Source organism: Rhodococcus sp. Z13_19A (assembly GCF_058133575.1).
The window spans coordinates 67623-93208 of the sequence record NZ_JBYUNN010000003.1 but is presented as its reverse complement, the minus strand read 5'-3'; the positions used below and the strand labels follow the sequence as shown (position 1 = coordinate 93208).

25 protein-coding genes, 6 tRNA genes and 1 pseudogene are annotated in these 25586 nt (G+C 72.1%); 13 read left to right on the top strand and 19 right to left on the bottom strand.

Annotated elements, in window-relative coordinates; all coding sequences use genetic code 11:
* Window positions 1-69: 69 nt before the first annotated feature.
* Window positions 70-549: pseudogene (locus AC3YNX_RS11545) on the top strand (DNA glycosylase AlkZ-like family protein); the annotation flags it as partial.
* A gap of 116 nt (window positions 550-665) precedes the next feature.
* On the opposite strand, the gene AC3YNX_RS11540 reads toward AC3YNX_RS11545, so the two are convergent.
* Together AC3YNX_RS11540 and pdxT are read right to left on the bottom strand one after the other, a co-directional pair.
* Complete coding sequence (locus tag AC3YNX_RS11540; RefSeq protein WP_489982979.1) at window positions 666-1424, bottom strand: YebC/PmpR family DNA-binding transcriptional regulator; 759 nt, start codon at window positions 1422-1424, stop codon at window positions 666-668.
* 114 nt (window positions 1425-1538) lie between these two features.
* Window positions 1539-2156 (bottom strand): pyridoxal 5'-phosphate synthase glutaminase subunit PdxT, encoded by a 618-nt coding sequence (pdxT, locus tag AC3YNX_RS11535; RefSeq protein ID WP_489995930.1) that lies wholly within the window; start codon window positions 2154-2156, stop codon window positions 1539-1541.
* Window positions 2157-2181: 25 nt separating this feature from the next.
* Between pdxT and AC3YNX_RS11530 the strand changes: the two genes are divergently transcribed.
* Window positions 2182-2835, top strand: coding sequence for a nucleoside/nucleotide kinase family protein (locus AC3YNX_RS11530; RefSeq protein ID WP_489995558.1), 654 nt, complete (start codon window positions 2182-2184; stop codon window positions 2833-2835).
* Here the strand turns inward: AC3YNX_RS11530 and AC3YNX_RS11525 are convergent.
* The 17 genes from AC3YNX_RS11525 to AC3YNX_RS11445 all read right to left on the bottom strand — a co-directional run bounded on the left by AC3YNX_RS11525 (window position 2832) and on the right by AC3YNX_RS11445 (window position 17971).
* Window positions 2832-3164, bottom strand: a complete 333-nt coding sequence (locus tag AC3YNX_RS11525) for a hypothetical protein (RefSeq protein ID WP_489995557.1) — start codon at window positions 3162-3164, stop codon at window positions 2832-2834. The genes AC3YNX_RS11530 and AC3YNX_RS11525 overlap by 4 nt on opposite strands.
* Before the next feature lie 10 nt (window positions 3165-3174).
* Window positions 3175-4590 (bottom strand): DUF4331 domain-containing protein, encoded by a 1416-nt coding sequence (locus tag AC3YNX_RS11520; protein ID WP_489995556.1) that lies wholly within the window; start codon window positions 4588-4590, stop codon window positions 3175-3177.
* 113 nt (window positions 4591-4703) lie between these two features.
* Window positions 4704-4979, bottom strand: coding sequence for a twin-arginine translocation signal domain-containing protein (locus AC3YNX_RS11515; RefSeq protein ID WP_127783236.1), 276 nt, complete (start codon window positions 4977-4979; stop codon window positions 4704-4706).
* A gap of 290 nt (window positions 4980-5269) precedes the next feature.
* Complete coding sequence (locus AC3YNX_RS11510; protein WP_127783238.1) at window positions 5270-5587, bottom strand: AzlD domain-containing protein; 318 nt, start codon at window positions 5585-5587, stop codon at window positions 5270-5272.
* Window positions 5584-6297: an AzlC family ABC transporter permease gene (locus tag AC3YNX_RS11505; RefSeq protein ID WP_489995555.1), complete on the bottom strand. Its 714-nt coding sequence runs from the start codon at window positions 6295-6297 to the stop codon at window positions 5584-5586. The genes AC3YNX_RS11510 and AC3YNX_RS11505 overlap by 4 nt, the downstream gene beginning before the upstream one ends.
* A gap of 11 nt (window positions 6298-6308) precedes the next feature.
* The gene (pdxS, locus tag AC3YNX_RS11500; RefSeq protein ID WP_489982974.1) at window positions 6309-7280 is read right to left on the bottom strand and encodes a pyridoxal 5'-phosphate synthase lyase subunit PdxS; all 972 of its coding nucleotides are present in this window, start codon (window positions 7278-7280) and stop codon (window positions 6309-6311) included.
* Between the two features lie 39 nt (window positions 7281-7319).
* The gene (locus tag AC3YNX_RS11495; protein WP_489982973.1) at window positions 7320-8339 is read right to left on the bottom strand and encodes an NUDIX hydrolase; all 1020 of its coding nucleotides are present in this window, start codon (window positions 8337-8339) and stop codon (window positions 7320-7322) included.
* Window positions 8336-9466 carry a glycosyltransferase family 4 protein gene (locus AC3YNX_RS11490; RefSeq protein WP_127783244.1) on the bottom strand — a complete coding sequence of 377 codons (1131 nt, stop codon included), beginning with the start codon at window positions 9464-9466 and terminating at the stop codon, window positions 8336-8338. Before AC3YNX_RS11490 ends, AC3YNX_RS11495 begins: the two co-directional genes overlap by 4 nt.
* Complete coding sequence (locus AC3YNX_RS11485; RefSeq protein ID WP_489995554.1) at window positions 9463-10353, bottom strand: phosphatidylinositol mannoside acyltransferase; 891 nt, start codon at window positions 10351-10353, stop codon at window positions 9463-9465. Before AC3YNX_RS11485 ends, AC3YNX_RS11490 begins: the two co-directional genes overlap by 4 nt.
* Window positions 10354-10356: 3 nt before the next feature.
* A complete protein-coding gene (gene pgsA, locus AC3YNX_RS11480) occupies window positions 10357-10983 on the bottom strand; it encodes a phosphatidylinositol phosphate synthase (RefSeq protein WP_346773845.1) in 627 nt (208 codons plus the stop codon).
* A gap of 70 nt (window positions 10984-11053) precedes the next feature.
* A complete protein-coding gene (locus AC3YNX_RS11475; RefSeq protein ID WP_489995553.1) occupies window positions 11054-12787 on the bottom strand; it encodes an alkaline phosphatase D family protein in 1734 nt (577 codons plus the stop codon).
* Window positions 12788-12819: 32 nt separating this feature from the next.
* Window positions 12820-13374: an ATP adenylyltransferase gene (locus AC3YNX_RS11470; RefSeq protein WP_489982970.1), complete on the bottom strand. Its 555-nt coding sequence runs from the start codon at window positions 13372-13374 to the stop codon at window positions 12820-12822.
* Window positions 13371-15458 carry a threonine--tRNA ligase gene (thrS, locus tag AC3YNX_RS11465; RefSeq protein WP_489995552.1) on the bottom strand — a complete coding sequence of 696 codons (2088 nt, stop codon included), beginning with the start codon at window positions 15456-15458 and terminating at the stop codon, window positions 13371-13373. The genes AC3YNX_RS11470 and thrS overlap by 4 nt, the downstream gene beginning before the upstream one ends.
* A 167-nt stretch (window positions 15459-15625) precedes the next feature.
* Window positions 15626-15697: transfer RNA gene (locus AC3YNX_RS11460), tRNA-Val, on the bottom strand.
* A gap of 128 nt (window positions 15698-15825) precedes the next feature.
* The gene (locus AC3YNX_RS11455) at window positions 15826-16395 is read right to left on the bottom strand and encodes a TIGR02611 family protein (protein WP_489995551.1); all 570 of its coding nucleotides are present in this window, start codon (window positions 16393-16395) and stop codon (window positions 15826-15828) included.
* Window positions 16392-17354 carry a hypothetical protein gene (locus AC3YNX_RS11450; protein WP_489995550.1) on the bottom strand — a complete coding sequence of 321 codons (963 nt, stop codon included), beginning with the start codon at window positions 17352-17354 and terminating at the stop codon, window positions 16392-16394. Before AC3YNX_RS11450 ends, AC3YNX_RS11455 begins: the two co-directional genes overlap by 4 nt.
* Entirely contained in the window at window positions 17351-17971 is a 621-nt protein-coding gene (locus AC3YNX_RS11445; protein WP_206517988.1) for an RNA polymerase sigma factor, read from the bottom strand. The genes AC3YNX_RS11450 and AC3YNX_RS11445 overlap by 4 nt, the downstream gene beginning before the upstream one ends.
* Window positions 17972-18437: 466 nt before the next feature.
* Between AC3YNX_RS11445 and AC3YNX_RS11440 the strand changes: the two genes are divergently transcribed.
* From AC3YNX_RS11440 to AC3YNX_RS11390, 11 genes are all read left to right on the top strand, one after another.
* Window positions 18438-18510, top strand: a tRNA-Gly gene (locus tag AC3YNX_RS11440).
* A gap of 26 nt (window positions 18511-18536) precedes the next feature.
* Window positions 18537-18608, top strand: a tRNA-Cys gene (locus AC3YNX_RS11435).
* A gap of 19 nt (window positions 18609-18627) precedes the next feature.
* A tRNA-Val gene (locus AC3YNX_RS11430) sits at window positions 18628-18702 on the top strand.
* Window positions 18703-19614: 912 nt separating this feature from the next.
* Window positions 19615-19785 (top strand): hypothetical protein, encoded by a 171-nt coding sequence (locus AC3YNX_RS11425; RefSeq protein ID WP_489995549.1) that lies wholly within the window; start codon window positions 19615-19617, stop codon window positions 19783-19785.
* Between the two features lie 629 nt (window positions 19786-20414).
* Window positions 20415-20485: transfer RNA gene (locus tag AC3YNX_RS11420), tRNA-OTHER, on the top strand.
* A gap of 29 nt (window positions 20486-20514) precedes the next feature.
* A tRNA-Asn gene (locus tag AC3YNX_RS11415) sits at window positions 20515-20588 on the top strand.
* Window positions 20589-21029: 441 nt separating this feature from the next.
* On the top strand, window positions 21030-21755 hold the full coding sequence (locus AC3YNX_RS11410) for a DUF2786 domain-containing protein (RefSeq protein WP_489995548.1): 726 nt from the start codon (window positions 21030-21032) through the stop codon (window positions 21753-21755).
* A 285-nt stretch (window positions 21756-22040) separates the two neighbouring features.
* A complete protein-coding gene (locus tag AC3YNX_RS11405) occupies window positions 22041-22790 on the top strand; it encodes a metal-dependent hydrolase (protein WP_489995547.1) in 750 nt (249 codons plus the stop codon).
* A gap of 130 nt (window positions 22791-22920) precedes the next feature.
* Window positions 22921-23751 (top strand): maleylpyruvate isomerase family mycothiol-dependent enzyme, encoded by an 831-nt coding sequence (locus AC3YNX_RS11400; RefSeq protein WP_489995546.1) that lies wholly within the window; start codon window positions 22921-22923, stop codon window positions 23749-23751.
* A gap of 272 nt (window positions 23752-24023) precedes the next feature.
* Window positions 24024-24701 (top strand): N-acetylmuramoyl-L-alanine amidase, encoded by a 678-nt coding sequence (locus AC3YNX_RS11395; protein ID WP_241248884.1) that lies wholly within the window; start codon window positions 24024-24026, stop codon window positions 24699-24701.
* 25 nt (window positions 24702-24726) lie between these two features.
* Window positions 24727-25551: an N-acetylmuramoyl-L-alanine amidase gene (locus AC3YNX_RS11390; protein WP_489995545.1), complete on the top strand. Its 825-nt coding sequence runs from the start codon at window positions 24727-24729 to the stop codon at window positions 25549-25551.
* The last annotated feature ends 35 nt before the right edge of the window (window positions 25552-25586 follow it).

Below are 25586 nucleotides of genomic sequence, written 5' to 3'. Positions count from 1 at the left end.
ACCGCCGACGAGGTCCGCACGCTGCGGCTGCGGGCGCACCGGTTGTCGGGCCTGCGGTGGGGCACGGCGGTGGCGGCGGCGCGACACCTGCTGGCGGTGCAGGCGCAGAACCTGGGCGACGCCGGCTGGACGCTGGGTCTGCGCACCACCGGGCTCACCGAGCCAGCCGTGGCCGCCGCACTCGCCTCGGGTGAGCTGGTGCGCACCTGGACGATGCGCGGGACGCTGCACCTGTGCGCGCCGGAGGACGTGCGGTGGCTCCTCGCGCTGCTGGGGCCACGGGCCTACGGCGGCCGGTCCACGCTCTGGCGCAGCTGCGGGCTGGACGAGCAGCAGCTCACCCGGGCCCGCCAGGTCGCACGCGTCGAGCTCGCGGGCGACCGGTTGGTCGCTCGGCCCGCCCTGCTGGGGGCCCTCGCCGACGCCGGTGTCCCGACCGCTGGGCAGGCCGGCTCGCACGTGCTCCGCTACCTCGCCGAGAGCGCCACCCTGGTGCCCGGCCCGCCGAGCGGGCGCACTCCCACCTTCGCGCTGCTCGACGACTGGGTCTCCGCTGGTCCGGCAAGCTGCAGCCGGAGCTGGCCGCGCCGCTGGCGGCGGCCCGTGCCGCCCACGCGGCCTTCCTGGAGCGGGCCGAGACCGCCCCGCCCGGCTGAGCCCGGGGCTCAGTCCTCCTGGTCCAGCTCGGCCATGACCTCGTCGGTCAGCTCGACGTTGGAGAAGACGTTCTGCACGTCGTCGGAGTCCTCCAGGGCGTCCACCAGCTTGAAGATCTTGCGGGCGCCGTCGGCGTCCACGGCCACGCTCATCGAGGGCTGGAAGCTCGCCTCGGCGGAGTCGTAGTCGATGCCGGCGTCCTGCAGCGCGGTGCGCACGGCCACCAGGTCGGTGGGCTCGCTGACCACCTCGAACTTCTCGCCGAGGTCGTTGACCTCCTCGGCGCCGGCGTCCAGCACCGCCATGAGCAGGTCGTCCTCGTTCAGCTCACCCTTGTCCAGCTGCACCACGCCCTTGCGGCTGAACAGGTACGACACCGAGCCAGGGTCGGCCAGCGTGCCGCCGTTGCGGCTCATCGCGGTGCGGACCTCGCCGGCGGCGCGGTTGCGGTTGTCGGTGAGGCACTCCACCAGCAGGGCCACGCCGTTGGGGCCGTAGCCCTCGTACATGATCGTCTGGTAGTCAGCGCCGCCGGACTCCTCACCGGCGCCACGCTTGCGCGCGCGCTCGATGTTGTCGTTGGGCACCGACGTCTTCTTGGCCTTCTGGATGGCGTCGTAGAGCGTGGGGTTGCCGTCCGGGTCACCGCCACCGGTGCGGGCCGCCACCTCGATGTTCTTGACCAGCTTGGCGAAGGCCTTGCCGCGACGGGCGTCGATCACGGCCTTCTTGTGCTTGGTGGTAGCCCATTTGGAGTGACCGCTCATCGGTGCGCGAACCTTCCCCACTCTTCGGTGCAGCGTGTGCTTGCTTCAGTCCAGTCAACCGATCCTAGCGGGGCCTGCACCCCCGGCGCCGTCCCCGCGGGGGCTGTCCCACCCTCAGGCACGCGCGACGATCATCTGCACGAAGTGCTGGTGCACCCGGTGGTCGCCGGTCACCTCGGGGTGGAACGACGTGGCCAGCACGTTTCCCTGCCGCACCGCCACCACCCGGTCCACCGCCTCGGGCTCGGCCTCCGGGCTCGGCGGCACCGAGGCCAGCACCGTGACTCCGTCGCCGGTGCGCTCCACCCACGGGGCGCGGATGAACACCGCCCGCACCGGACCGTCGTCGATGCCGTCCACCGTCAGGTCGGTCTCGAAGGAGTGCACCTGCCGGCCGAAGGCGTTGCGCCGCACGGTGATGTCCAACCCGCCGAGCTGCACGGCGTCGGCGCGGGTGTCCAGCACCTCCGAGGCGAGCAGGATCATGCCGGCGCACGAGCCGTAGGCGGGCATGCCCTGGGCGAGGCGCTCGCGGATGGGCTCGAGCAGCTCGAACACCTGCAGCAGGCGGCTCATGGTGGTGGACTCCCCGCCGGGGATCACCAGAGCCTGGACACCGGCCAGCTCAGACTCACGACGGATCGTCACGGGGTCGGCGCCGGCGGACTCCAGCGCCGCGAGGTGCTCTCGCACGTCTCCCTGCAGGGCCAGCACACCGACGGAGGGGCGCACGTTCACGGGCCATATCGTAGAGAGCGTGACCGTGGGCCCCTCCGGCGCACCGCACTTCCGGGCGGTGAGCCCCGACGCGCTGGCGGCCGAGATCGTCGCGCTGTGCCTGCGGGTGGAGCAGCACGGCCCGGCGCTGCGGGTGCTGCTCGACGGCGCTGACGCTGCTCGCCCGGCGGAGCTGGCCGCGGCGGTGGCCGAGCTGCTGCGCGCCGCGGGCCGCCCCTGCGCGGTGGTCGACCTCCGGTGGTGGCTGCGCCCGGCGTCGCTGCGCCTGGAGCACGGGCGCACCGACGCCGACAGCTACCGCGACGAGTGGTTCGACCTGCCGGCGCTGCGCCGGGAGGTGCTCGACCCGCTGGGCCCGGGCGGCACCGGGCAGTGGCTGCCCACGCTGTGGGACCCGGCCACCGATCGCGCCACCCGCGCGGCCCGGCTCCGCAGCGGGGAGGGCCAGGTGGTGCTGGTGGCCGGGCCGATGCTGCTGGGCCGCGGCCTGCCCGCCGAGCTGGCGGTGCACCTGCACCTGAGCGAGGCGAGCCTGCGGCGACGGGTTACCGACGAGCTGGCGTGGACGGTGCCCGCACTGGTGGCCCACGAGCGCGACGCCGACAGCGACGCCGTGGCCGACGCGGTGGTGCGCACCGACCATCCCGACCGCCCGGCCCTGCTGGTCCGCTAGCGCGCCTGCGCCGAGCTCAGCAGGGACAGCTGGGCCACCAGCCCGCCCTCGACGTGCACCACCGGACCCAGCCGGCGCCCCGGCTGGTGCGGGTCCCACAGCTGGTAGCTGCCCGACACGAGCTCGGGGTACACCGCGGTGAGCCCGCGGGTGCCGTCCGGAGCCGCTCGCACGTGCACGCCGGTGTGCCCGACAGCCCGCGTGCTGCCCGCGTGTGAGATGTCGATCTCGGTGCCGGCGAAGCGATCGGGCAGGTGGACCACCAGCGCGCCGATGTCGCCACCGATGTCGAGCACCACCGATCCGCCCTGCACCTGCTGCTGTTCCACGTCGGTGCTCCTAGCTGCCTGGCGCGTAGGGGCGCGGCATGGTGGCGAACCCGCTGTTGGGGATGTTCAGGTACGGGAAGCTGCTCAGCAGCGGCCCGTTCTCCTGGCCCGCGTAGTCGCCGAGCAGCGCCACGGCGAGGTCGGGCACGTAGCCGGAGTCCACCACCGGGATCGTCGCCCCGGCGACAGCCCGCAGCTCGACGTCCGCGACGTCGTCGGGCACGCGACGGCCGTTCGGAAAGCCGGCCAGGTCGCCGACGAGCACGCCGTACTCGCGCAGCGCGGTGGCCGGCGGGATGGCCATGTTCAGCCGCACCAGGTCGGCGAGCACCGGGCCGGTGTAGTTCTGGAAGCCCGGCACGAGGCCCTCGGGGAAGCCGGTGAGGAAGATCCGGACCAGGTCGTTGCGGTCCTTGGTGTAGGCGCGCAGGTTGTTGAAGACCAGCGGGTACAGCTCGGGCAGCCGCCGGGCGAGCTCCGGCTGCAGCACCCGCTCCAGGAAGGCGGCGTCGTTGGTGGGCGAGCTGGCGTTCCACAGGTCCTTCTGCCCGATGCCGATGAGCAGCTCGTTGAACAGCGGGTTGGCCAACCGGGAGACCTGCTGCCAGGCGCCCATTCCCACCCGCCTGCCGTCCTCCTCCACGCTGGTCATCGCCTGGCGGCTGGCCGAGGCGTAGACCCCGATGACCGAGTTGGGCGCCATGACGTCGGTGGGGTTGCTGCCGTCGGCGGCCAGCAGCGTCTTGGGCAGCTGCAGCGCGATGGTGTGCACGTTGAGCCCGCGGAAGGAGTCCACACCCGGGGCGGGGAACAGTGGGCCGGTGTGCAGGAACTGCAGCGGCCTGATGTCGTCGAGGTCGAACACCGCACCAAGGTCGACGAAGAAGGCGTCGGCCCGCTGGCCGGCGAACACCGTGGCGCCGTCGCTGAGCTGGCGGATGGCCGGCGGGACGTACTGCGGGTAGCTCGGCGTGGAGTGCACCCCCACGTTGCAGGGCGGGGACGGGATGTCGTCGCCGACGACGGTGCTCGTGCCGTCCTTGAGCACCTTGGTGACCGTGTAGGTCTGGCGCCGGTTGAGGTTGGCGTAGGTGGTGGCTCCGGAACCGTTCGGGTCCACCGACACGGTTCCGAGGTTGTACATGAACGAGCCCGGGTCGGCGTAGGTCTCGGTGAAGCGGAACTGGTAGGTGATGTCCGGCCGTTGCCCCTCCGCGGTGATCGGCGTGTTGAAGACGTGGATCTCGTAGAGCACGTCGTCGCCGAAGACGAAGAAGTTGGGTCCGCCGTCGGGGTTCTGGAACGGGATGAAGTTGGCGAGCAGGGTGACGGTGTCCGGCCGGTCGGGGCTGACGAAGGCGTACACGTCGGTGTTGTCGGCGACGGGGTCCTGGGAGATCTCCGGGGCTTCGCGGTGCGAGGACATCTCTTACCTCTTCGGTCGTGGTCTGGTCACGCGGGAGCCCGCCGACAAGACGGTCGGCAGAGTGGGGAAGCTGCCCGGAGCTGGGCAGGAGGTTGGCTGAGCGGGGCGCGGCGTCAGAGCTGCGCGGTGGGCGCCTCGTGGGTCAGCCGGGCGGCCAGTGCCTTGTCGGTCAGCGTCGACGACTGCTCTCCGTGCATCACGGTGAACTCACCGGTGCTGGCGTCGCGCAGCAGCAGCACCACCGGCCCGTCGAGCTGCTTGGCCCGGGCTGCAGGCTCGGCGTGCGCCGTGCCCGCCAGCACCGCGCCCGGCACCGCGGAGGCGGCTCCCACCGCGACCGCGCCCAGCGAGGCCGTGCGCAGAAAGCTCCGACGATTGGTCTCAGCCATGTGAATGCCTCTCGATCAGTGCAGACGGGTGCCCGAGGAGTCGATAGGTGCACGCGTGCAGACGCTGTTCGGCGCACAGAAAACAATTCATCGACACTCGCCGGTAAAGATCATCTCCCGGCACCCGACTCATCCCCCGTGGCCTGGTCAAATGAACAACCCGGCACCCGCAAATAGTGACACTCGACACAGCATTCGGCAACAGAAAGAATGCCGGTTGGCAGCGCATTCGGCCGAATTCTCTGGGGCACCGGCGAATTGCGCCAGAAATTGCGCCGGCGCAGCGAGGATCAGGCCACGCCAGCCAGGCGCAGCAGCGCGGTGGTGCCCGCGGCCACCAGCACCACCACCACGAACGGGGCTCGCCGCCACAGCGCCAGCAGACCCGCACCCACGCCGAGCACGCGCGCCCAGCCGCCGAAGGAGGACCCGTCGAGCACGGCCGTGGTGACCGCCAGCGACAGCAGCAGCGCGGTCGCGGCCAGCCCCAGCAGCCGCACCACGCGCGGTGGCACGTGCACGCGCCGACGCAGCAGCCCGCCGGAGACCCGGATCAGGAAGGTGCCCGCGGCGAGCACGCCGATCACCCACCAGCTGACCGGGCTCATCCGCGCAGCTCCCGCCAGGCCAGGACCACGCCGCACAGCCCCGCGAGCACGCCCACGCCGGCCGGCAGCAACGGGGTGAGCACCAGGGCCACGGTGGCGCCGGCCACCGCCACCCGGCGGTCCAGGCGGTCGCGCAGCGCCGGGGCGACGAGGGCGAGCAGGGCCGCGGGGAAGGCGGCGTCCACCCCGAGCGCGTCCGGGTCGCCCAGCAGGTTGCCGCCGAGCGCGCCGATCACCGTGCCCAGGTTCCAGGCGAGGAACAGCAGCACCCCGGCGACGGCGAAAGCCAGCCGGGCGTGGGCGCGGTCGGGCTGGGCGCGGGTGAACGCGGTGGCCTCGTCGGTCATAAGGTGCGCACCCAGCAGGCGCCGCCACCCTGAACCGGAGAGCACGTCGGCCAGCACCAGGCCGTAGGGCAGGTGCCGGGCGTTGAGCACCAGGCCGCCGACGATCATCGCCACCGGGCCCGCGCCACCGGCCGCGGCGGCGAGCACCAGGAACTGCGCGCCCCCGGAGTACAGCAGCAGCGACATGGCCACCGTCTTGGCCACCGAGAGCCCGGTGGCCACCGCGACCGTGCCGAAGGACAGCCCCACCAGCGCGATGGCCAGCAGCAGCGGGGAGAGCCGCCTGGCGACCTGCCAGGGTGTCGGCAGGTCACCAGGGTGGTCGGGCGTCCTCGGCTGCTCGGGTGAGGCTGGTTCAGACAATCCGGAGGGGGCTACCAGCCGCGGGTGGACAGCCGGTGGTCCACCGGCAGCTGCTCCACGTTGATGCCGACCATCGCCTCGCCCAGGCCGCGGGAGACCTTGGCCAGGGTGTCGGGGTCGTCGTGGAAGGTGGTGGCCTTGACGATGGCCTCCGCGCGCTGCGCGGGGTTGCCGGACTTGAAGATGCCCGAGCCGACGAAGACGCCGTCGGCGCCCAGCTGCATCATCATGGCCGCGTCGGCCGGGGTGGCGATGCCACCGGCGGTGAACAGCGTGACGGGCAGCTTGCCCGCGGCGGCGACCTCGGCCACCAGCTCGTAGGGGGCCTGCAGCTCCTTGGCGGCGACGTAGAGCTCGTCGGCGCGCAGCGTGGACAGCCGGCGGATCTCCGCGGAGATGGTGCGCATGTGCATGGTGGCGTTGGAGACGTCCCCGGTGCCGGCCTCACCCTTGGAGCGGATCATGGCCGCGCCCTCGGTGATGCGGCGCAGGGCCTCGCCGAGGTTGGTGGCACCGCAGACGAAGGGCACGGTGAACTGCCACTTGTCGATGTGGTGGGCGTAGTCGGCCGGGGTGAGGACCTCGGACTCGTCCACGTAGTCCACGCCCAGGCTCTGCAGGATCTGCGCCTCGACGAAGTGACCGATGCGGGCCTTGGCCATCACCGGGATGCTGACCGAGGAGATGATGCTGTCGATCATGTCCGGGTCGCTCATCCGGGAGACGCCGCCCTCGGCGCGGATGTCGGCGGGGACGCGCTCCAGGGCCATCACGGCCACGGCGCCGGCGTCCTCGGCGATCTTGGCCTGCTCGGCGGTGACCACGTCCATGATGACGCCGCCCTTGAGCATCTCCGCCATGCCGCGCTTGACGCGGGCCGTGCCGGTTCCGCCTGCGGTGGACGGCTGAGGGGTGCTGGGCTGAGCGGTGCTCACGGTGTACTCCCGATCTCCTGCTGAGGCTTGGTGCCGGTCAGGCTCCATCGTAGGGGTTGGCGCCGACGTCCTCCGCCGGCGTCCGGCTCAGGGAATGCGCCTGAGCACCGGGCCCGGGGCGTCCGGTCCGGCCGTCGCCGCCGCGAGCGCCTCCGGCAGCAGCGCGGGCAGGCCCGGGGGGTACACCTGCTCCCCGCGGCCCTCCAGCTCGACCAGCTCCTCCGGCGTGCACCAGCGCGGCTGCGCGAACACCCGCTGCTCCAGCTCGGTGTAGCCGTCGGTGTGCGGCAGGAACGGCGGCACGCACGCCGCGAAGTACGTCTCGGCCGCCTCCACGGTGCGGCCCTCCAGCTCCAGCACGGTGCGCCGCCACCACAGCGGTCCGCGCAGCGCCGCGACGTCCAGCCGGTGACCGGTCTCCTCCGCCACCTCGCGCACCCCCGCCTCCACCAGCGACTCCCCCGGCTCCAGCCCTCCACCGGTGGTGATCCAGTAGTGGGTGTCCGGGGCGGTGGTGCTGGCTCCGCGCAGCATGAGCACCCGGCCGTCCGGGTCGAGCAGCAGCACCCGCGCGGCCGGGCGCTGGGGCGGGGCGGTCGCGTCGGCGACCTCGGCCTCGGCGATCTCGAAGTAGCGCGGTTGCGGCGCGGTGCCGCCCAGGCGGAACCAGCGCACCAGCCGTCGGCTGCGCAGCGCCTGGGTGTCGCGCACGGCGTCGTTGTAGAAGCGGCGGGCCAGCAGCACCCGGGTCTGGGCGTCGGCCAGCTCGGCGGCCAGCTGCGGCGAGAGCTGGTCCACCGGCACCTGGTCCAGCGCCACCGACAGCGCGTTCTCCACCGTCTCGCGGCGCTCGCGGTCGGTGCGCTCGGCCCCGGCGGCCAGGCTAGTGAGCCGGCGGCCGTCCACCCGGGCACCCGGGGGCACCGCGAGGGCCACCGAGCGGGCCACCACGGCGCGCCGGGACAGGGCCGCCTCCAGCGCGATCCACGCCGAGTCCAGGCGCACGTGCAGCCGGTCGAGGCGGTGGGCGGTGCCGTAGCTCCACAGGGCGGCCAGCGCCACCAGCACGACCAGCGCCACGACCAGCAGCAGGGTCCAGGTGCTCACTGGTCCACCTCGTGCACCCGGTCGCGGCCGGCGGTGACGGTCTCGTAGACCTGCATCACCCGCTGGGCCACCACCTGCCAGTCGTAGCTCTGCACCGCCTCGCGCCCGGCGGCGACCAGCCGGGCGCGGCCCGGGGCGTCGCCGAGCATCTCGTGCAGGTGCCGCGCCCAGGCGGCGGAGTCGCCGGTGGGCACCAGCCGTCCGGCGGCCCCGTCGTTGAGCACCCGCCGGAAGGCGTCCAGGTCGCTGGCGGCCACCGCGGTGCCCGCGGACATGGCTTCCACCAGCACGATGCCGAAGCTCTCGCCGCCGGTGTTGGGTGCGCAGTAGACGTCGGCGCTGCGCAGCGCCGAGGCCTTCTCCTCGTCGCTGACCCGCCCGAGCAGCACCATCCGGCGGGACACCGCGCGGCCGGCGGCCTTGCGCAGCGCCGCCTCGTCGCCACCGCCGACCACCAGCACCTGCAGGTCGGGGTGGGCGGCCACCAGCTGGGGCAGCGCACCCAGCAGCACGGGCATGCCCTTGCGCGGCTCGTCGTAGCGACCGACGAAGGCCAGCGTGCCGCCCTCGCGAGGGAAGCCCGGCAGCGGCTGCGCGTCGGCGAAGGCGCGCACGTGCACGCCGTTGGGGATGAGCACCGCGTCGGAGCCGAGCGACTCCACCTGCCAGCGCCGGGCCAGGTCGGACACCGCGATGCGGCCGCTGATCTTCTCCAGGAACGGCTGCAGCACCGGCTGGAAGGTGCTGAGCACCCGCGATCGGGTGGTGGAGGTGTGGAAGGTGGCGACGATGGGACCGTCGGCCACCGCCATCGCCCACATGGACAGGCTCGGCGCGTTGGGCTCGTGGATGTGCAGCACGTCGAAGGAGTTCTCCCCGATCCAGCGCCGCACCTTCGCCCAGTGGCTCGGCCCGAAGCTCAGCCGCGCCACCGACCCGTTGTAGGGCACGCCGATGGCCTTGCCGCCGTTGACCACGTACGACGGCAGCTGCGTGCCCTCCTCGGCCGGGGCCAGCACGCTGACCTCGTGGCCCTGGTCGATGAACACCGCGGCCAGCTCGGCGATGTGCGCCTGCACCCCGCCGGGCACGTCGAAGGAGTAGGGGCAGACCATCCCGATCTTCATCGCTGCCCCGCCGCCTGGTCGGCGTGCCACAGCGGTTGCAGCATGTGCCAGTCGGCCGGGTGGGCGGCGATGCCCTCGGCGAATCGGTCGGCCATGGCCTGCGTGGCGGCCTGCACGTCCAGGGCGGGGTCGACCGGCGGGTGCACCCGCATCCGCCACCCGTGCGGGGTGTACCAGCAGTGCGCCGGCAGCAGTGCCGCCCCGGTGCTGCGGGCCAGCCGCGCCGGACCCGCGGGCATGGTGGTCTTCTCGCCGAAGAAGCTGACGGTGATGCCCACGCCGCTGAGCTCGCGGTCGCCGAGCAGGCAGATGACGCCGCCGGAGCGCAGCCGGCGGACCAGCCCGCGCACCGGTGATTCCGTACCTCCGGTGAGCGGGAGGATCTCGAAGCCGAGGCTCTCCCGGTAGGCCACGAAGCGCTGGAACAGCCGCTCCGGCTTGAGCCGCTCCGCGACGGTGGTGAAGGTGCCGTGGGTGGCCGCCAGCCACACCCCGGCCACGTCCCAGTTCCCGCTGTGCGGCAGCGCGACGACGACGCCCTTGCCCCGGGCCAGGGCGGCGTCCAGGTGCTCCCGGCCCTCGATGTCGGCGGTGATGCTCGCGGCCAGCGCCGCCTTGTCCATGGCGGGCAGCCGGAACGCCTCCCGCCAGTAGCGGCCGTAGGAGCGCAGCGACTCGCGCACCAGCTGCTCGGGCACCTCCTCCGGGGTGACGCCCAGCACCCGGGCCAGGTTGCGGCGCAGCTGCTGGGTGCCCGGACCGCCCCGGCGCGCGGCCAGGCCCGCGCCGGCGTCGGCGAGGCGGGCGGCCACCGGCTCCGGCAGGGCGCGCACCACCCGCCATCCCGCCGCGTACCCCAGGTCGGCGGCGCGCTCAGCTGCCCGCACGGATCAGACCGGGATCTGGTCGCGGGCGCCGTCGGCGTTGCGCACCGCCAGCAGCCGCTGAACCACGGTGAGCACGCTGGCCGCGGCCAGGAACCACACCGCGACGTGCACGGCCCACGGCAGACCCATCCCGGTGAGCCCGGCGCCGGTGAGCACGATGATCAACCGCTCGGGGCGCTCGATGAAGCCGGCGTGCGCCGCGAAGCCGCTGGCCTCGGCCCGGGCCTTGACGTAGGAGGTGACCTGGGAGGTGATCAGGCACAGCAGCGCCGCGACGGCCAGCGGCCGGCTGTCCCCGGTGGTGAACGCCCACCAGGCCAGCGCGGCGAAGATGGCCCCGTCGGCGATGCGGTCGCAGGTGGCGTCCAGCACCGCCCCGAAGGGGGTGCCGCCGCCGCGCACCCGGGCCATCGCGCCGTCCAGCATGTCGAACATGACGAAGAACCAGATGACCAGCGCCGCAGCGAGCAGGTGGTCGGTGGGGAACAGCACCAGTGCGGCCACCACGCTGGCCACGGTGCCGATGATGGTGACCGCGTCCGGGGTGAGGCCGATGCGCACCAGCGACCGGGCCAGCGACATCGTGCCCTTGGACAGCGCCGACCTGGCGTACGTGCTGAACGCGCTCAACGTCTCATCTCCGCATCAGTGGATCCACCCGGGTTCTGCGGGGCGGCTGCGAGCAGGATAGTCGTTGACCTCACGCCAGTCGGCGCACCAGTGTTCGCTGCAGCACCTGCCGGCCCTGCTCGTCCACGGACGCGTGCTCCACCTCGACGCTGGCCTTGCGCCCCTTGAGCACCACCGTCATCACTCCGTTGTCGAACCACGGTCCGCCCTGCACGTCCCAGCGGATGGCGGGATCGCGCACCCCGGCGGCCCGGGCCAGCAGCCGCAGCGTCCCGGCCACGGCGGGGCGCTTGACCAGCTTGTTGACCACCTGGATGGGCTTGTTCAGCGGGTTGCGGAACGGCGACATGGTGAGCTGGTGCACCGCGGTGTCGCGCGGTTCCACGTCCTGCACCTGCGCCTCGGCCAGGTAGGAGCAGTGCACGTCGCCGGACAGCCACAGCACGCTCGCGGGGGGCTCCGGCAGGTGCGCGACGTCGGCGACGAGGGCCACCATGTCGTCGAAGGACTGCCGGAACGCCGCCCAGTGCTCCAGGTCCACCGCCAGCCGGATCTTCTCCCCCACCTTGGAACCCAGCTTGCCCCAGGCCCCCTGCGCGGTCGCCTCGTTCCAGCCCTCCAGGTGGTGCAGGCCCGGGAGCATGAGGAACGGCAGCGTGGACCCGATGAGCAGGTGCTGCACCGGCTTGCCCGACGGCAGCGGCTGCAGCGCCTGCTGCCGCGCCCACTCCCACTCGGCGGTGTCCATCATGGCGCGGTTGGCCGGGTCCAGCCGGCGTGAGCAGCGGGAGTCCAGCACCACCAGGCGGTTGCGCCCGAAGTCACGGTGATAGCTCCACTGCATCGACTGCGGCTCGGTGTCGGCGCGCCAGGCGAAGTCGGCCAGCAGCTGCACCCGCTCGGCGTCCCCGGAGGCCTCGCGCACCGCCTGGTAGAGCTTGTCCTCGGCCAGCTCGGTGGGCGAGAGGTTGCCCAGGTGCTGGTACACCCAGTACGAGGAGAAGGCGCCGATGACGCGGGAGCGCCACCACGGCTCGGTGATGATCTGCTGGCGCCACGACCACGAGCTGTTCCAGTCGTCCCGCAGGTCGTGGTCGTCCAGGATCATGCAGGTGGGCAGGGTGGAGAGCAGCCAGCGGACGTGCTCGGAGCCCCAGGACTCGTGGTAGAGCCAGGTGTACTCCTCGAAGTCGCAGATCTCGTCCACCACCTCCTCGCCACCGGCGTCCACCCCGGGCGGGCCCTCGCCGGCGGCGCGGCGGGCGTGCAGCTTCTCCAGGATCGCCTCGGAGGGGTCGTCGGCGTACACCTGGTCGCCCACCAGCAGCAGCGCGTCCGGCCACTGGGCGTGGTCGAGCTCCTGCATGCGCAGCGCCATGGCCACCAGGGCGTCCGCGCCCAGCGCCGCGAGCTGGTCGGGGGTGTGGCCCTCACCGCGCCGGCAGGACCCGAAGGCCAGGCGCACCGACTCCTCGTCGGAGGTGGTGCGCACCAGGCTCGCCGGCGCCCCGGGCAGCGGCCACACCTGCTGGTCGTCCAGCGAGACCGTGTAGGGCAGCTCGGCGTCTGCGGGCAGGCCGTCGAGCACCACCAGGGCGTAGTGGTGGCCGTGCAGGCTCCAGGTGGGCTCGGTGCGGCGGACGCCGTCGCACTCCACCGTCACCTGCACCGCGGTGTCGGTCTCCACCCACACGGTGGCCTGGTGGTCGTCGACGAACCGCAGCAGCGGCCCGAGCACGATGCCGGCCCGCTCGGCGGCGACGTCGGTGGTCTGCTCGTCGGTGTTCTGCTCGTCGTGGTTCACCAGGGTCACCCTAGCGACCGACGCTCGGGCGCTCAGTTCGGCGCGGGCCAGGCCTCGGCGAGCAGCTGCCGGGTCTCCCCCAGCAGCTGGGGCAGGACCTTGGTGCCGCCGAGCACCGTGATGAAGTTCGCGTCGCCGCCCCAGCGGGGCACCACGTGCTGGTGCAGGTGTGCGGCAAGCGATCCCCCCGCCACCGAGCCCAGGTTGAGCCCCACGTTGAAGCCGTGCGGGCGGGAGACCTGGCGGACCACCCGGATGGCGTCGCGGGTGAGCGCCATCAGCTCGGCCGACTCGGAGTCGGTGAGGTCCTCCAGCTCGGCCACGTGCCGGTAGGGCAGCACCATGAGGTGGCCGGGGTTGTACGGGTAGAGGTTGAGCACCGCGTACACGTGCTCACCGCGGGTCAGCACCAGCCCGTCCTCGTCGCTCATGGTCGGGATGACGCACAACGGGCACTCCGGCGCGGGAGCGCGCTCGCCCAGGTCGTCCTCCCCCACCGGGCTGGCGATGTAGGACATCCGGTGCGGGGTCCACAGGCGCTCCAGGCGATCGGGGGTCCCCACCCCGTGCTGGCGCAGCTCGGTCACTCCGCCTGCACCAGCTCGGTCTGTGCCTGCTCCCCCTGCGCCAGCTCGGCCTGCACCACCTCGGCAGTGGGCGAGGCGTTCTCCCGCCGCGCCACCCAGTCGGTGATCAGCGCCACGGCCCGCTCCACCGGCACGCCGTTGACCTGGGTGCCGTCGCGGAACCGGAAGCTCACCGCGCCGGCCTCCACGTCGCGCTCGCCGGCCAGCAGCATGAACGGCACCTTCTGGGTGGTGTGCGTGCGGATCTTCTTCTGCATCCGCTCGTCGCTGAGGTCCACGTCCACCCGGACGGCGTGGGTGCGCAGCTGCTTGGCCACGTCCAGCAGGTGGTCGGCGAAGGCCTCGGCCACCGGGATGCCCACCACCTGGACGGGGGCGAGCCACGCCGGGAAGGCGCCGCCGTAGTGCTCGGTGAGCACCCCGAAGAAGCGCTCGATGGAGCCGAACAGGGCGCGGTGGATCATCACCGGACGCTTGCGGGAGCCGTCGTCGGAGGTGTACTCCAGCTCGAAGAGCTCGGGCAGGTTGAAGTCCACCTGGATGGTGGACATCTGCCAGGTGCGCCCGAGGGCGTCGCGCGCCTGCACGGACACCTTGGGGCCGTAGAAGGCCGCGCCGCCCGGGTCGGGCACCAGGTCCAGGCCGGAGCGCTCCGCGGCCACCCGCAGCGCCTCCGTGGCCTCCGCCCAGTTCTCGTCGGTGCCCACGTACTTGTCCTCGTTGCGGGTGGACAGCTCGAGGTAGAAGTCGTCCAGGCCGAAGTCGCGGAGCAGGCCGAGGACGAAGTCCAGCAGCGACGTCAGCTCCTCCTGCACCTGCTCGGGGGTGCAGAAGATGTGTGCGTCGTCCTGGGTGAAGCCGCGGGCGCGGGTGAGGCCGTGCACCACGCCGGACTTCTCGTTGCGGTAGACGGTGCCGAACTCGAACAGCCGCAGCGGCAGCTCGCGGTAGGAGCGCCCGCGCGACCGGAAGATCAGGTCGTGCATCGGGCAGTTCATCGGCTTGAGGTAGTAGTCCTGGCCCTGCTTGCGCAGGGTGCCGTCCTCGTTGTACTCCGCGTCCAGGTGCATCGGTGGGTACATGCCGTCGCGGTACCAGCTCAGGTGCCCAGAGACCTCGAACAGGCTGCCCTTGGTGATGTGCGGGGAGTAGACGAACTCGTAGCCCTCCTGCTCGTGCCGGATGCGGGAGTAGTCCTCCATGGCCCGGCGGATGATGCCGCCACGGGGGTGGAAGACGGCCAGGCCGGAGCCGATCTCGTCCGGGAAGCTGAACAGGTCCAGCTCGGTGCCCAGGCGGCGGTGGTCGCGGCGCTCGGCCTCGGCCAGCAGGGTGAGGTGCGCGTCCAGGGCCTCGCTGGACTCCCAGGCAGTGCCGTACACGCGCTGCAGGCCGGCGTTGTTCTGGTCGCCGCGCCAGTAGGCCGCGGAGCTGCGGGTGAGCTTGAAGGCGGGGATGTGCTTGGTGGTGGGGATGTGCGGGCCGCGGCACAGGTCGGTCCACACCAGGTCACCGCTGCGCGGATCGAGGTTGTCGTACATGGTCAGCTCGCCGGCGCCGACCTCCATGACCTCCGGGTCGTCGATGCCGGACTTGTCGCGGATCAGCTCGAGCTTGAACGGCTCGCCGGCCAGCTCCTGCTCGGCCTCGTCCACCTCGATCACGCGGCGGGAGAACCGCTGGGCGCCCTTGATGATCTGGCGCATCCGCTTCTCCAGCGCCGTCAGGTCCTCCGGGGTGAAGGGCCGCGGCATGGCGAAGTCGTAGTAGAAGCCGTCGGTGATGGGCGGGCCGACGCCCAGCCGCGCGTCCGGGAAGAGGTCCTGCACGGCCTGGGCCAGCACGTGGGCGCAGGAGTGCCGGATGACCATGCGGCCCTCGGGACTGCCTGCGGCGACGGCCGCCACCTCGGTGTCGGCGTCCGGGACCCAGGACAGGTCGCGCAGCCGGCCCTCGGCGTCCTTGACCACCACGATCGCCTCGGCACCCTTGCCCGGCAGTCCGGCCTCCCGCACCGTGGTCCCGGCCGTGGTGCCCGCCGCAACTGTCACGTGCTGCGGGGCGGACTCGACTGGATGTGCCACGGTGCTGGGCTCCTTGTGCTGAACGACGCGGGGACCGGCGACGGGGTGCGTCACCGTTGTGTGCCCCGATGCTATCGGTGCCCGTCCGGGCGCCCGGCAGCAGACGCACGGGAGGCGGGAGCGAAGGTGGTGCGGAGGTCGGCAGGAGCCTGCCGGAGAGGTGAGGGTGGTCCCGGCTGGGTTCGAACCAGCGACCTTCCCGGTGTGAACGGGACGCTCTTCCACTGAGCCACGGGACCGTGCCTGACCCGGGTGAACCCTGGTCGGTCGGTGCGGTTGGGAACATTAACACGTCCCGCGGAGGGCTCTTGCAAGGGCCCTCCGCGGACGCCCTTGGGGCGGTCGGCTGGTCGGGTTCCAGACCCCGCTACAGGGGTGACTGCACCCACCCGGCGTCATAGCCGACGAGGTCCGCCATGAGGGCCAGCGCGCCGATCAGCCACAGCGTGGTCAGCACGATTGCCGCAGTTCCCAGCCACGCCAGGGCCTGGATCCAGCGTGGCTGCGACGCCAGCCAGCGCGTCCAGCCGTAGTAGAACTTCTTGACCTGTGCCAGCACGCGCTGCGCCCAGGAGAACTCGCTGGCCAGGATGGCCAGCCCGGCGATGACGACGGCCCACCCCGGTCCGGGGTAGGGAATGAGGAGGATGCCCAGGCAGAGCACCAGCGTGCCCACCACGCCGGTGCTGATGCGGTACGCCAGGTTCGCCGTGCGCCGGTGCCGCAGCCGCTCGCGCCACCGTCGGTGCTTCTTCTGGGTGCGCACGAGCCAGCCGTCGTCGGGCTGCTCGACGCCCCGCTCCTCCCGCTCGTGCCGCGCACTCTCCTGCGCCGCAGTCTCCTGCCGCACATCCTTCTGCGGGGTCTCTGCTGGCACGGTCTGCTCGGTCATGGTCTCCTCTGGCAGGGCGTCCTGCCGCTCTGGTTGTCCGCTCACGCCGAGACCTGTCCGATCGCGACGATGGTGCCCGGGCTGGCCGGTTGGGCTCCTGCGGGCTCCACGGACACCGCGAACATCGGGAAGCTGGTGGGGTCGGACGTGGTCATCGGCGCCACCCCGAGGGCACCGGCGGGCGCCCCGGTAGTGGTCACTGGACCCAGCATCACCGGGCTGGTGTCACCGAGGCCGTTCATCCCCCACAACACGTACTGGCTGTTGGCGGCGGCGCCGGGCATGTTCATGGGCACCACCATGGTGCCGGAGTCTCCGGCCAGCAAGAGGGCCATCGGCGCACCGGTGAGGTCCTTCTCCCGCAGCGCCACCTTGCGCACCGACGGGTCGGACAGCGCGCTGACCACCTGGGGCTGGTCGAAGGCCGACACCGCGGGGGTGGTGCTGGTCGAGCCGTCGAAGACGTTCGCGCCGGCCCAGCCGGCCACCACGCCCACGCCGAGGACCAGCACGGCCGCCGCAGCGAGCAGCGCGCGCCGCGAACCACCGAGCCAGCGCCCCGGTCCACCCCGGGTGGCTCCCCGCCCGCGCAGCGGGCCGCCGACGGGGCGGTGCGCGCCCGGGCTGCCGGGCGTGGTGCTGCCGCTCGGGCCTGCACCAGGGACGCTCGTGGACGGCGCCGGCGAGGTCTGTCCGCCGCTGGTGCCCGACCCGCGCGCCAGCTCCAGCACCGAGGCCCGCAGGTGCTCGGGCGGATCAACCTGCTCCACGTCCGCGGCCAGCAGCAGCGCGATCTCCTCGGTCGCCTCGACCTCCTCCGCGCACTCCGCGCAGCCGGGCAGGTGGCGGGCGAAGAACGCCTCGTCCTCCGGCTCGAGGGCGTGCAGCGCCCAGCCGGTCGCCAGCTCGAGGTACTCGCAGCTGCCCTCTGCTTCGGTGCCCGTCCGGTCTGCGCCCATCCCGTGTGCGCCCATTCCCTCTGCGCCCATTCCCTCTGCGCTCACAGGCCCTGTCCTTCCACACGTGCTCCGCCGATGCCGAAGTCCAGCGCCATCGGGGCGAGCACCCCGCGGAGTCGTTGCGACGCCGCGAACATTCGTGACTTCACCGTGCCGAGCGGCACGCCGACGATCGAGGCGACCTCACGCTGGGTGTAGCCGCCGTAGTAGGCCAGCAGCATGGCGCGCGCCTGGTCCGGCGGGAGCGCCCCGATCGCTCGGCGCACGTCGTCGCCGAGCACGTTGTCGATCGCGCTGTGGTCGGCGCCGGGGTCGGCCAACCCCGTGGGCTCGGGGACCTCGTCGTCCATCACCACCTGGCGCCGACGGTGGACCCCCTCGCGACGGACCGCGTCCACCGCCTTGTGGTGCACCACCGTCAGCAGCCACGAGGCAAATGCCCCGCGGCCGGGCACGTAGCTGCCGGGCTCGCGCCACACCGAGAGGAACACCTCCTGCACGACATCCTCAGCCAGCACCTCGTCCACGCAGATGCGTCGAGCCAGGGAGTAGGCCGGCTTGGCGTAGCGGTCGTAGAGCTCGGCCAGCGCAGACTCGTCGCCGGCGCCGATGCGCTCCACGATCCGCACGTCCTGGCGGGCCCGCTCCGGGTCCGGTGCCACTCGAGGTCGGCGAGGCGCAGCCGTGCGTGGGGGCTCCGGATCGTCTCCGTGCCCACCACGGGGGCTGCTCTCCACCACAGGCATGTTCCTCACGTCATGTCTTCGCACACAGGCAGTCCGATGGTTCACCCGCCGCGAGCGCGCCGGGTCTCCCCGGTTTGATCACCAGGGTACGGGGATCCGCCAGAACCACGACAAATGCACCAGCGGCGCGCAGGACCCGCCCCTGACCAGCACCAACTCGCGGGGGCCGGTCGTCGTCCATCCGCACGCCCACCAGGCCCGCAACACGGAGTGGCGCAGGCCATAATCGCGCCGTCGCGGCTGGTCAGCGGGGCGTCGGACCCGGCCGACGAACCGTGCGCCCCGGGAGGGGGCACCCCCGGTTTGGATATCGCTGGACCCCTCAGTTACTGTTCCTCTCGCACCGCCAAGCAGGGCCAACGCCCCGCAGGACGGAGCGAGTGCGGATGTAGCGCAGCTGGTAGCGCACAACCTTGCCAAGGTTGGGGTCGCGGGTTCGAATCCCGTCATCCGCTCGAGAGGCTGTAACTCGGGCTCTCCCGGCGGAGTGGCCGAGTGGCTTAGGCAAGGGCCTGCAAAGCCCTGTACACGGGTTCGATTCCCGTCTCCGCCTCGATCGAACGTTTACCTTAGGGCGATTAGCTCAGTGGGAGAGCGCTTCCCTGACACGGAAGAGGTCACTGGTTCAATCCCAGTATCGCCCACCACCAAGAAGACCCCCCGAGCTGCAGCAATGCGGTCGGGGGATTTTTTTGTGCCGGTGGCGTGCCTGGTAGGTGTCTCAGCGGAAGCGCAGCCTGTCTGATCGCGTGCTCCGACCACGGGCACCACAATCCAACCAGCCCCTGGCAGCGTCGCGATGTCGACAGCGCCAAGGTGAATCTGGATGTACGCGCCGAGAGCCCCGGTCGCGCCGTGCTGACCGCCGGGTCACGGCACGCCCAGGGCTCTGTGACACTGCGCCGCAACGGGACCATGCCCCCGCCAGAAGCGCTCCACCCCACGCCCTGCACCCGGTCCCGCGCAGCCCGGTGCAGGTCGCGCTGGGTGTGTGGCTGCTGGTAGGCCTCCTGTCGCTGATCGCCGCCTGGGCGTGCATCGCGACACCGCTGGGAGTGGTCGAGGTAGCCGGCTCGGGCGACCGCTGGCAGTTCTTGGCCATCTTTCGCGACGACTCGCTCGTCCGCGGCCTCCACGGCGGCGTCGGCCAACGTCTCTCGGGTGACGGTGCCGTGGGTGCGGGTGCGCCCGTGCTGGACGACGTCGGAGCCGACGGTCAAACTGCGGTAGGGCTAGTCGCTGGCGCCCCGGCGAGGGACGGCCCCGGACAAGGGACAGCTCGCGGACGGCGGCCTCGGCCTGTGCGCTCATGCCCTCGTGTGGGCGGCATTCCCTGCCCATTGTCCCGCTCAGCTCCATCAGACACCGCAGGCCCGAACAATTCTCGCCAGGCGTGCACGAGCGCCGACACTTCGACACAGTGTGCGCCCACGAGGTTCGTCCACGAGACCCTGAAGAATGCTCCGCAGAACACCCCTTGCGATTCTCACATCATCGCGTAGAGTACTGAACAGCAGCACGCCACTGTGCCGCCGAATCCGACCTGAAAGGCTTTCCTGATGTTCGCGACCACCACGCAGTCGAAGCGCCTCGAGCGCTCCTTCGGCGTGGTTGTGTGCTCAGCGAAAGCCCGCGTCACCCCGTTGAGCATGGGCGAGCTCGGCATCCGCCAGAACGAGACCATTCCGCACGCGGGGCGGCAGCACAGCGGCTGGCTGGAGGCAACCTGAATGCGAACCTGAGTGAGAAACCCAGGGTCACGTTCAGGACCGCCCCCAGCCGGGGGCGGTCCTTTTGCGTTGGGCAGAACCGACAGTCGGTAGACCCAGCGAAGGCCCCACGGGTGCACATAGTCCCAGGTCAGACCCCCACCCAGGCCATACCACCTGCTCCCCCCGGGAATCCCTCCCGGCCACGACGACGAAAGGAGCCGCTCTCGGACACCGCAGGACATGACCGCCCCCGGCCACACCGAGGAAATGCATCGGTCGCATGACGCGCAGGGCTGCGTGAGGCCCCGAACATAGCTGCTTTGCTGCTGGGGAACATTGGTCGGAACGACTGCGAAAGAATCGTCCACGATCATCGGCAGGCCACATGAACGTCACCCCGTGAGACCAGTCATCGGTGCTGACGGGTACGCATTACCCTAGGGCGTGGTCCCTGGGGGAAGAAGGCACACCACGTGCCATTCTTTAGGGCAAGAACAACGTACAGACCGAATTGATTACTGCCATTGTTCAGCACGCCCTGCAGCGCCTCGGCATTGCGGGGTCAGGGGTTCAGCTCCCCTCCTCTCCACTCCCTGCCGTCCGCACCCGCGGTGGCACGGGCAGCGCCGTTGCCGGCGCTGCATTGCATCTCCGTCGTCCAGAGGTCAGGGCGCCGCACTTCACTGCGGAGACACGGGTTCGAGTCCCGTCGGAGATACCGACCGGCGTCCGTAGGGCGTCCGGTACTGGCGCGTAGCTCAGATGGATAGAGCGCTTCCTTGTTGAGGAAGAGGTCGGCGGTTCAAGTCCGTCCGCGTCAGCGTCGCCCGGGGGTGGCTGCACCCAGCAGCCACCCCCGGGCGCAACACGCCGCACTGTCACTGCGGAGAGGCGGGGTTCAGCACCCGTCGAGGTACCCCGGGGCGGCCGGGGACCGCAGCCACTCGTGCACACCAGTACCGCTCGCCGCCAAGAAGACCCTCGAGCTGCAGGAATGCGGCCGGGCGTTTTGTCGTCTCCGGCGGCGTGTCTCGCCGTTGCCGACCACCCCAGCCGGGGCACCCGCTGGACGGAGTCCCCTCGCCTGAAGGCATCGAGGTGCGCCGCACCGCGCCACCACGCTGCGGTCCGGGCCGCTCGAGTCCGTACACTCCCCCGCCGAGTGCATCGGCGCCCGCAGCAGTGCACTGCAGTCGCCGAGCAGAGCGGCCTGCGGCGCCGCAACGAGCAGGGCCCGCCCTGCACCCCCACGGAGAACCGACATGACCCACGACGACCGCCTCCTCAGCAGGGTCCGCGCGATGCTCGCCCAGGCTGAGCACCCGAACACCGGCCCGCAGGAGGCTGAGGCCTTCACTGCCCGCGCCATGGAGCTCATCGGCAAGTACGGCATCGACCAGGCCCTGCTCACCGCCGCCGACTGGGGACGCGAGCGGGTCGAGAGCCGCACGATCGGCCTCGCGGCGCCCTACGCCAGGCAGAAGGGCATGTTGCTCACCGTCGTCGCCAGCGCCCTGGGCGGCCGGGCAGGGTTCCGCAAGGCCCAGCGCGGACGCGAGGCCAGTGCGGTGGTCTACGCGATGACCGCGGACATGGAGCGCATCGAGCTGCTGTACACCTCGCTGCTGCTGCAGTCCGCGCGAGGGATGGCTCGCCTGCAGGTGCCGGCCGAGGAGAACCCGATCCCCTACCGGCGAGCCTGGCTGACCGGCTACGCCTCCACGGTCCTCACTCGCCTGGTGCAGGCGGAGAAGACCTCCCGGGAAGAGGCCAAGTCCGGCGGCGCCACGGGTGTCGAGCTGGTCCTGGCCGACCGGTCCGCGCTGGTGGAGCAGGCGATGAACGAGGCGCACCCGCAGCGGGAGACCACACGGCAGCCACGCCTGAGTGCCGCCGGCCTCAAGGCGGGCCGGCGAGCGGGTGCACGCGCCAACCTCGGCGGGCACGCCGTGCTCGACGACCCCCGCTCGACGCCGAGCGCTCGCTGACACCGAATCCTGATCAGCAGCACAGGGATTGGCGAGCCAGCGCACCTGCCCCCGACCGGGGGAAGTGTGAGCTGACGCCTGTAAAGTTCCCGGCGAACCACCGGACAACCGCAGCGCCGGCCGCCCTCAGCGTCACCGCGCACCCGCGACGTCTGCGTCGCAGCGCGAGCCTCGCCGTCGGTCGCACTCGTCTCTGTCCCACCTGCGGGGAACAGCTGGCTCCTTGCCGCACGCCCGGTGGTTCGTCCACGTCCGACGAACCCGCCAGGAGACCTCCACGTGTGCATGGGCCGAACCCACGTGCTCAGCTCGACGGCCATCGGGCTGGCGTGCGCCGCACCACTGGCCCGCCACGTCGGGGAACACCCGATGCCGGTGGCCACCCTGCTCGCGTTCGCCGCCATCGTCGGCGGCTTCGGCGTGCTGCCCGACCTCGACCACCCCCACGCCACCCTGGCTCGCACCCTCGGGCCGGTCACCAAGGCACTCTCCCGGGTCGTCAACAACCTCTCCGGCGGTCACCGCAGGGGCACCCACACCGTGTGGATGGCCCTGCTCATGGTCGGACTGGTCACGACGCTCGCCACCCGCTTCGGGCGGGACGCGCTGGTCCCCGTGGTGTTCGTCGGCTACTACCTGTTCGCGATGATCCTGCGCCTGTCCCCGAACCACCGCTCGGGCAAGGCCGAGCTGCTGTACGTGGTGGAGGCGGCCGCGGCGACCGCCGCGACGTACCAGCTGATCGAGGACTGGTGGTGGGTGCCCTACGCCGTGGGGTTCGGGGTGATCGGCCACATCGTCGGTGACATCCTCACCGTGGACGGCGTCCCGATCCTGTACCCGCTGCTGCCAAAGCTGGTGGTGCGCCTGCCGCTGCTGGGGCGCACCGACTCCGCCCTGGAGCGCAGCTTCGCGACGCTGCTGGTGCCGGCCATCGCGTGGATGGCGTTCGCCCTGTTCTTCGGCCAGCAGTGGTGGGACCTCGACTGGCTGAAGTCCCCACCGCAGACCTGGCAGGTCGCAGCCCTGCACTGATCGCGGCCGCACACCGCGGCATCCCGGTGACCCTCGCGGCCATCAAGGACGTCGCCGAACAGGGTGCTGGCGAAGGGGCCTGAACCACGGGTTCAATCACGCGCGGGCGCGCATCCCCTACTGTGCCTGCATGGCAGCCGATGAGCAGGTTCTCGCGTCCTACATCCCGGCGTGGCGCAGCAGCGCTGACGACGTGCTGGAGCTGCTGCGCTCCCTGGACGCTGACGACTGGAGCCGGCCCACCGACCTGGCCGGCTGGGACGTGCACGCCGTCGCCGCGCACCTGGCCCACATCGAGGCCGAGCTGGCCGGTGTGCCGCAGCCGCGGGTGGACGTGCCCGACCTGCCGCACCTCACCGGGAAGATGTCGCGCTACACCGAGTCCGGCTGCATCGCGCGCGCCGACTGGACGCCGGCGCAAATCATCGACGAGCTCGACTCCTCGGTGCAGGCGCGCGCCAAGAGCCTCGCCGCCAACCCGCCCAGCGATGCCGCCTCGCCCGCAGCGGTGACCCCGGGCGGGACCCCGTGGAGCTGGGAGGTGCTGCTGAGCAACCGCGTGGTGGACATGTGGATGCACGAGCAGGACATCCGGCGCGCCGTGGGCCGGCCGGGCCACCTGGACACCGCTGGTGCCGCGCACTGCGTCGGGGTGTTCTCCCGCGCCCTGCCCGTCGTGGTCGGCAAGCGGGTGGCTCCCCCCGCCGGCACCGTCGTGGCGCTGGAGGTGTCCGGTCCGCACGGGTTCACCGCCGCGGTGGAGGTCGGCGAGGACGGCCGCGCCCGCACTCCGCAGCAGCCGCCCAGCTCGCCCACCGTCAGCCTGGCCATGGACACCGAGACCTTCACGATGCTCGGCGGTGGGCGCCGCAGCCCGGACGCGATGTCCGACCGCCTCACCATCGGCGGCGACCAGACCCTCGCCCTGCAGGTGCTCACCGCGCTGGCCGTGACTCCCTGACGGCAGGCTTTCGAGACGCTGACCAGCAGGAACACAGAAAACCGGATCTTCGGACACCTTCCGCGCAGGGGTCGCCATTCGTGTGGGCAACCGCTGCGAGCCTCCGTAGCCTCGACCGCATGCAGCGACCCAGGGCAGTCGGGGCCGGCCTCGTCGGCTGTGCACTTCTCACCGCGGGCCTTCTCGCAGCGGCACTGCTCGCCGCGATCCTGCCGCAGGCACGCTCGGCCGCCCCCGCGGATCCCGCCCCGCCCCGGGCCGGATCCAACCCCGTGACCGCTGCCGCTGCCGGTCCCCTGGCGGGCAAGCTCGTGGTGCTCGACCCCGGACACAACGGGGGCAACGCGGACAACCCCGACCCCCTCGACGAGCGGGTACCCAACGGACGCGGCGGCACAGCCGGGTGCAACAGCACCGGGACGTCCACCGACGACAACTACGCCGAGCACGCCTTCAACTGGTCGGTGGCGCAGCACGCCCGGTCCCTGCTGGAGGACCAGGGGGCGTCCGTGCGGCTCACCCGGGGCGACAACGACGGCGTGGGCCCCTGCGTGGACCGCCGGGCCGCGATCGGCAACACCGCCGGCGCCGACGTGGTGGTGAGCATCCACGCCGACGGTGCCGACTCCGACGAGCACGGCTTCCACGTGATCTACAACGACCCGCCGCTCAACGACGCCCAGGCCGGACCCGCGGTGCGGCTGGCCTCCGTGCTGCGCGACGCCATGGTGGAGCAGGGCCACCAGCCGGCCACCTACCTGGCCGGTGCGGGCATCGCCACCCGCGACGACCTGGCCAACCTCAACCTCTCCACCCGACCCACCGTCCTCATCGAGTGCATCAACATGCGCAACCCGGTGGAGGCCGAACGGGCGGCCAGCGAGGAGGGTCGCGCCGACTACGCCCGCGGCATCGCCGAGGGGATCCGGCAGTACCTGGCCGGGGGCTGAGGCGTCGACCCGTAGTGTCCCCCGCGTGCTGACCAGGCGCGGGGCGGGCGGGCTCGTGCTGGCGGCCGTCCTGCTCACGGGCTGCCAGGGCGCGCAGACCCCCGCACCCGCCGAGGCACCGGCTCCGCTGACGACGGAGCTGTCCGTCCCCGCACCCAGCCCGCCGCCGGCCCCTGCCGCCGGCTCCGCCGCGCCGGCCGTGCGTCCGCTCACCGGAAAGCTGGTGGTGCTGGACCCGGGGCACAACGGCCGCACCGACCCCGCCGCCCTCAACGCGCAGGTGCCCAACGGTCGCGGCGGCACCAAGGCCTGCAACACCACCGGCACCTCCACCGCCGAGGGTTACGCCGAGCACGCGTTCACCTGGGCGCTGGCCCAGCAGGTGCAGCAGCTGCTGACCGCCCAGGGCGCGACGGTGCGCCTCACCCGCGACAGCGACAGCGGGCTGGGCCCGTGCGTGGACCAGCGCGCCGCCGCCGGTGCCGGTGCGGACGTGGTGGTGAGCCTGCACGGCGACGGGGCACCGCCCAGTGGCCGCGGGTTCCACGTGGCGTACTCCGCCCCGCCCCTGAGCGCCGCGCAGAGTGGCCCGTCGGTCCGGCTGGCCACCACGATGCGCGACGCGATGGTGGCCGGTGGGCTCACCCCGTCCACCTACCTGGGCAGCGACGGGCTCAACCCGCGGTCCGACCTGGCCGGGCTGAACCTCGCCACCGGCCCCGCCGTGCTGGTGGAGTGCGCCAACCTGCGCAACCCCGCCGAGGCTGCCGCGGTGTCCACCCCTGCTGGTCGCACGCCCTACGCGCGGGCCATCGCCGACGGCATCACCCGCTTCCTGACCACCGGCTGACCCCCTGAGCGCGAGGAAGCCCCCCGCCGCGTTCG

Coding starts and splice junctions, on each gene's coding strand:
- AC3YNX_RS11540 (WP_489982979.1), bottom strand. CDS start 1,424: ATGAGCGGTCACTCCAAATGGGCTACCACCAAGCACAAGAAGGCCGTG.
- AC3YNX_RS11520 (WP_489995556.1), bottom strand. CDS start 4,590: ATGTCCTCGCACCGCGAAGCCCCGGAGATCTCCCAGGACCCCGTCGCC.
- AC3YNX_RS11515 (WP_127783236.1), bottom strand. CDS start 4,979: ATGGCTGAGACCAATCGTCGGAGCTTTCTGCGCACGGCCTCGCTGGGC.
- AC3YNX_RS11510 (WP_127783238.1), bottom strand. CDS start 5,587: ATGAGCCCGGTCAGCTGGTGGGTGATCGGCGTGCTCGCCGCGGGCACC.
- pdxS (WP_489982974.1), bottom strand. CDS start 7,280: ATGGAGCCTGACCGGCACCAAGCCTCAGCAGGAGATCGGGAGTACACC.
- AC3YNX_RS11490 (WP_127783244.1), bottom strand. CDS start 9,466: ATGAAGATCGGGATGGTCTGCCCCTACTCCTTCGACGTGCCCGGCGGG.
- AC3YNX_RS11425 (WP_489995549.1), top strand. CDS start 19,615: ATGTTCGCGACCACCACGCAGTCGAAGCGCCTCGAGCGCTCCTTCGGC.
- AC3YNX_RS11410 (WP_489995548.1), top strand. CDS start 21,030: ATGACCCACGACGACCGCCTCCTCAGCAGGGTCCGCGCGATGCTCGCC.
- AC3YNX_RS11405 (WP_489995547.1), top strand. CDS start 22,041: ATGGGCCGAACCCACGTGCTCAGCTCGACGGCCATCGGGCTGGCGTGC.
- AC3YNX_RS11400 (WP_489995546.1), top strand. CDS start 22,921: ATGGCAGCCGATGAGCAGGTTCTCGCGTCCTACATCCCGGCGTGGCGC.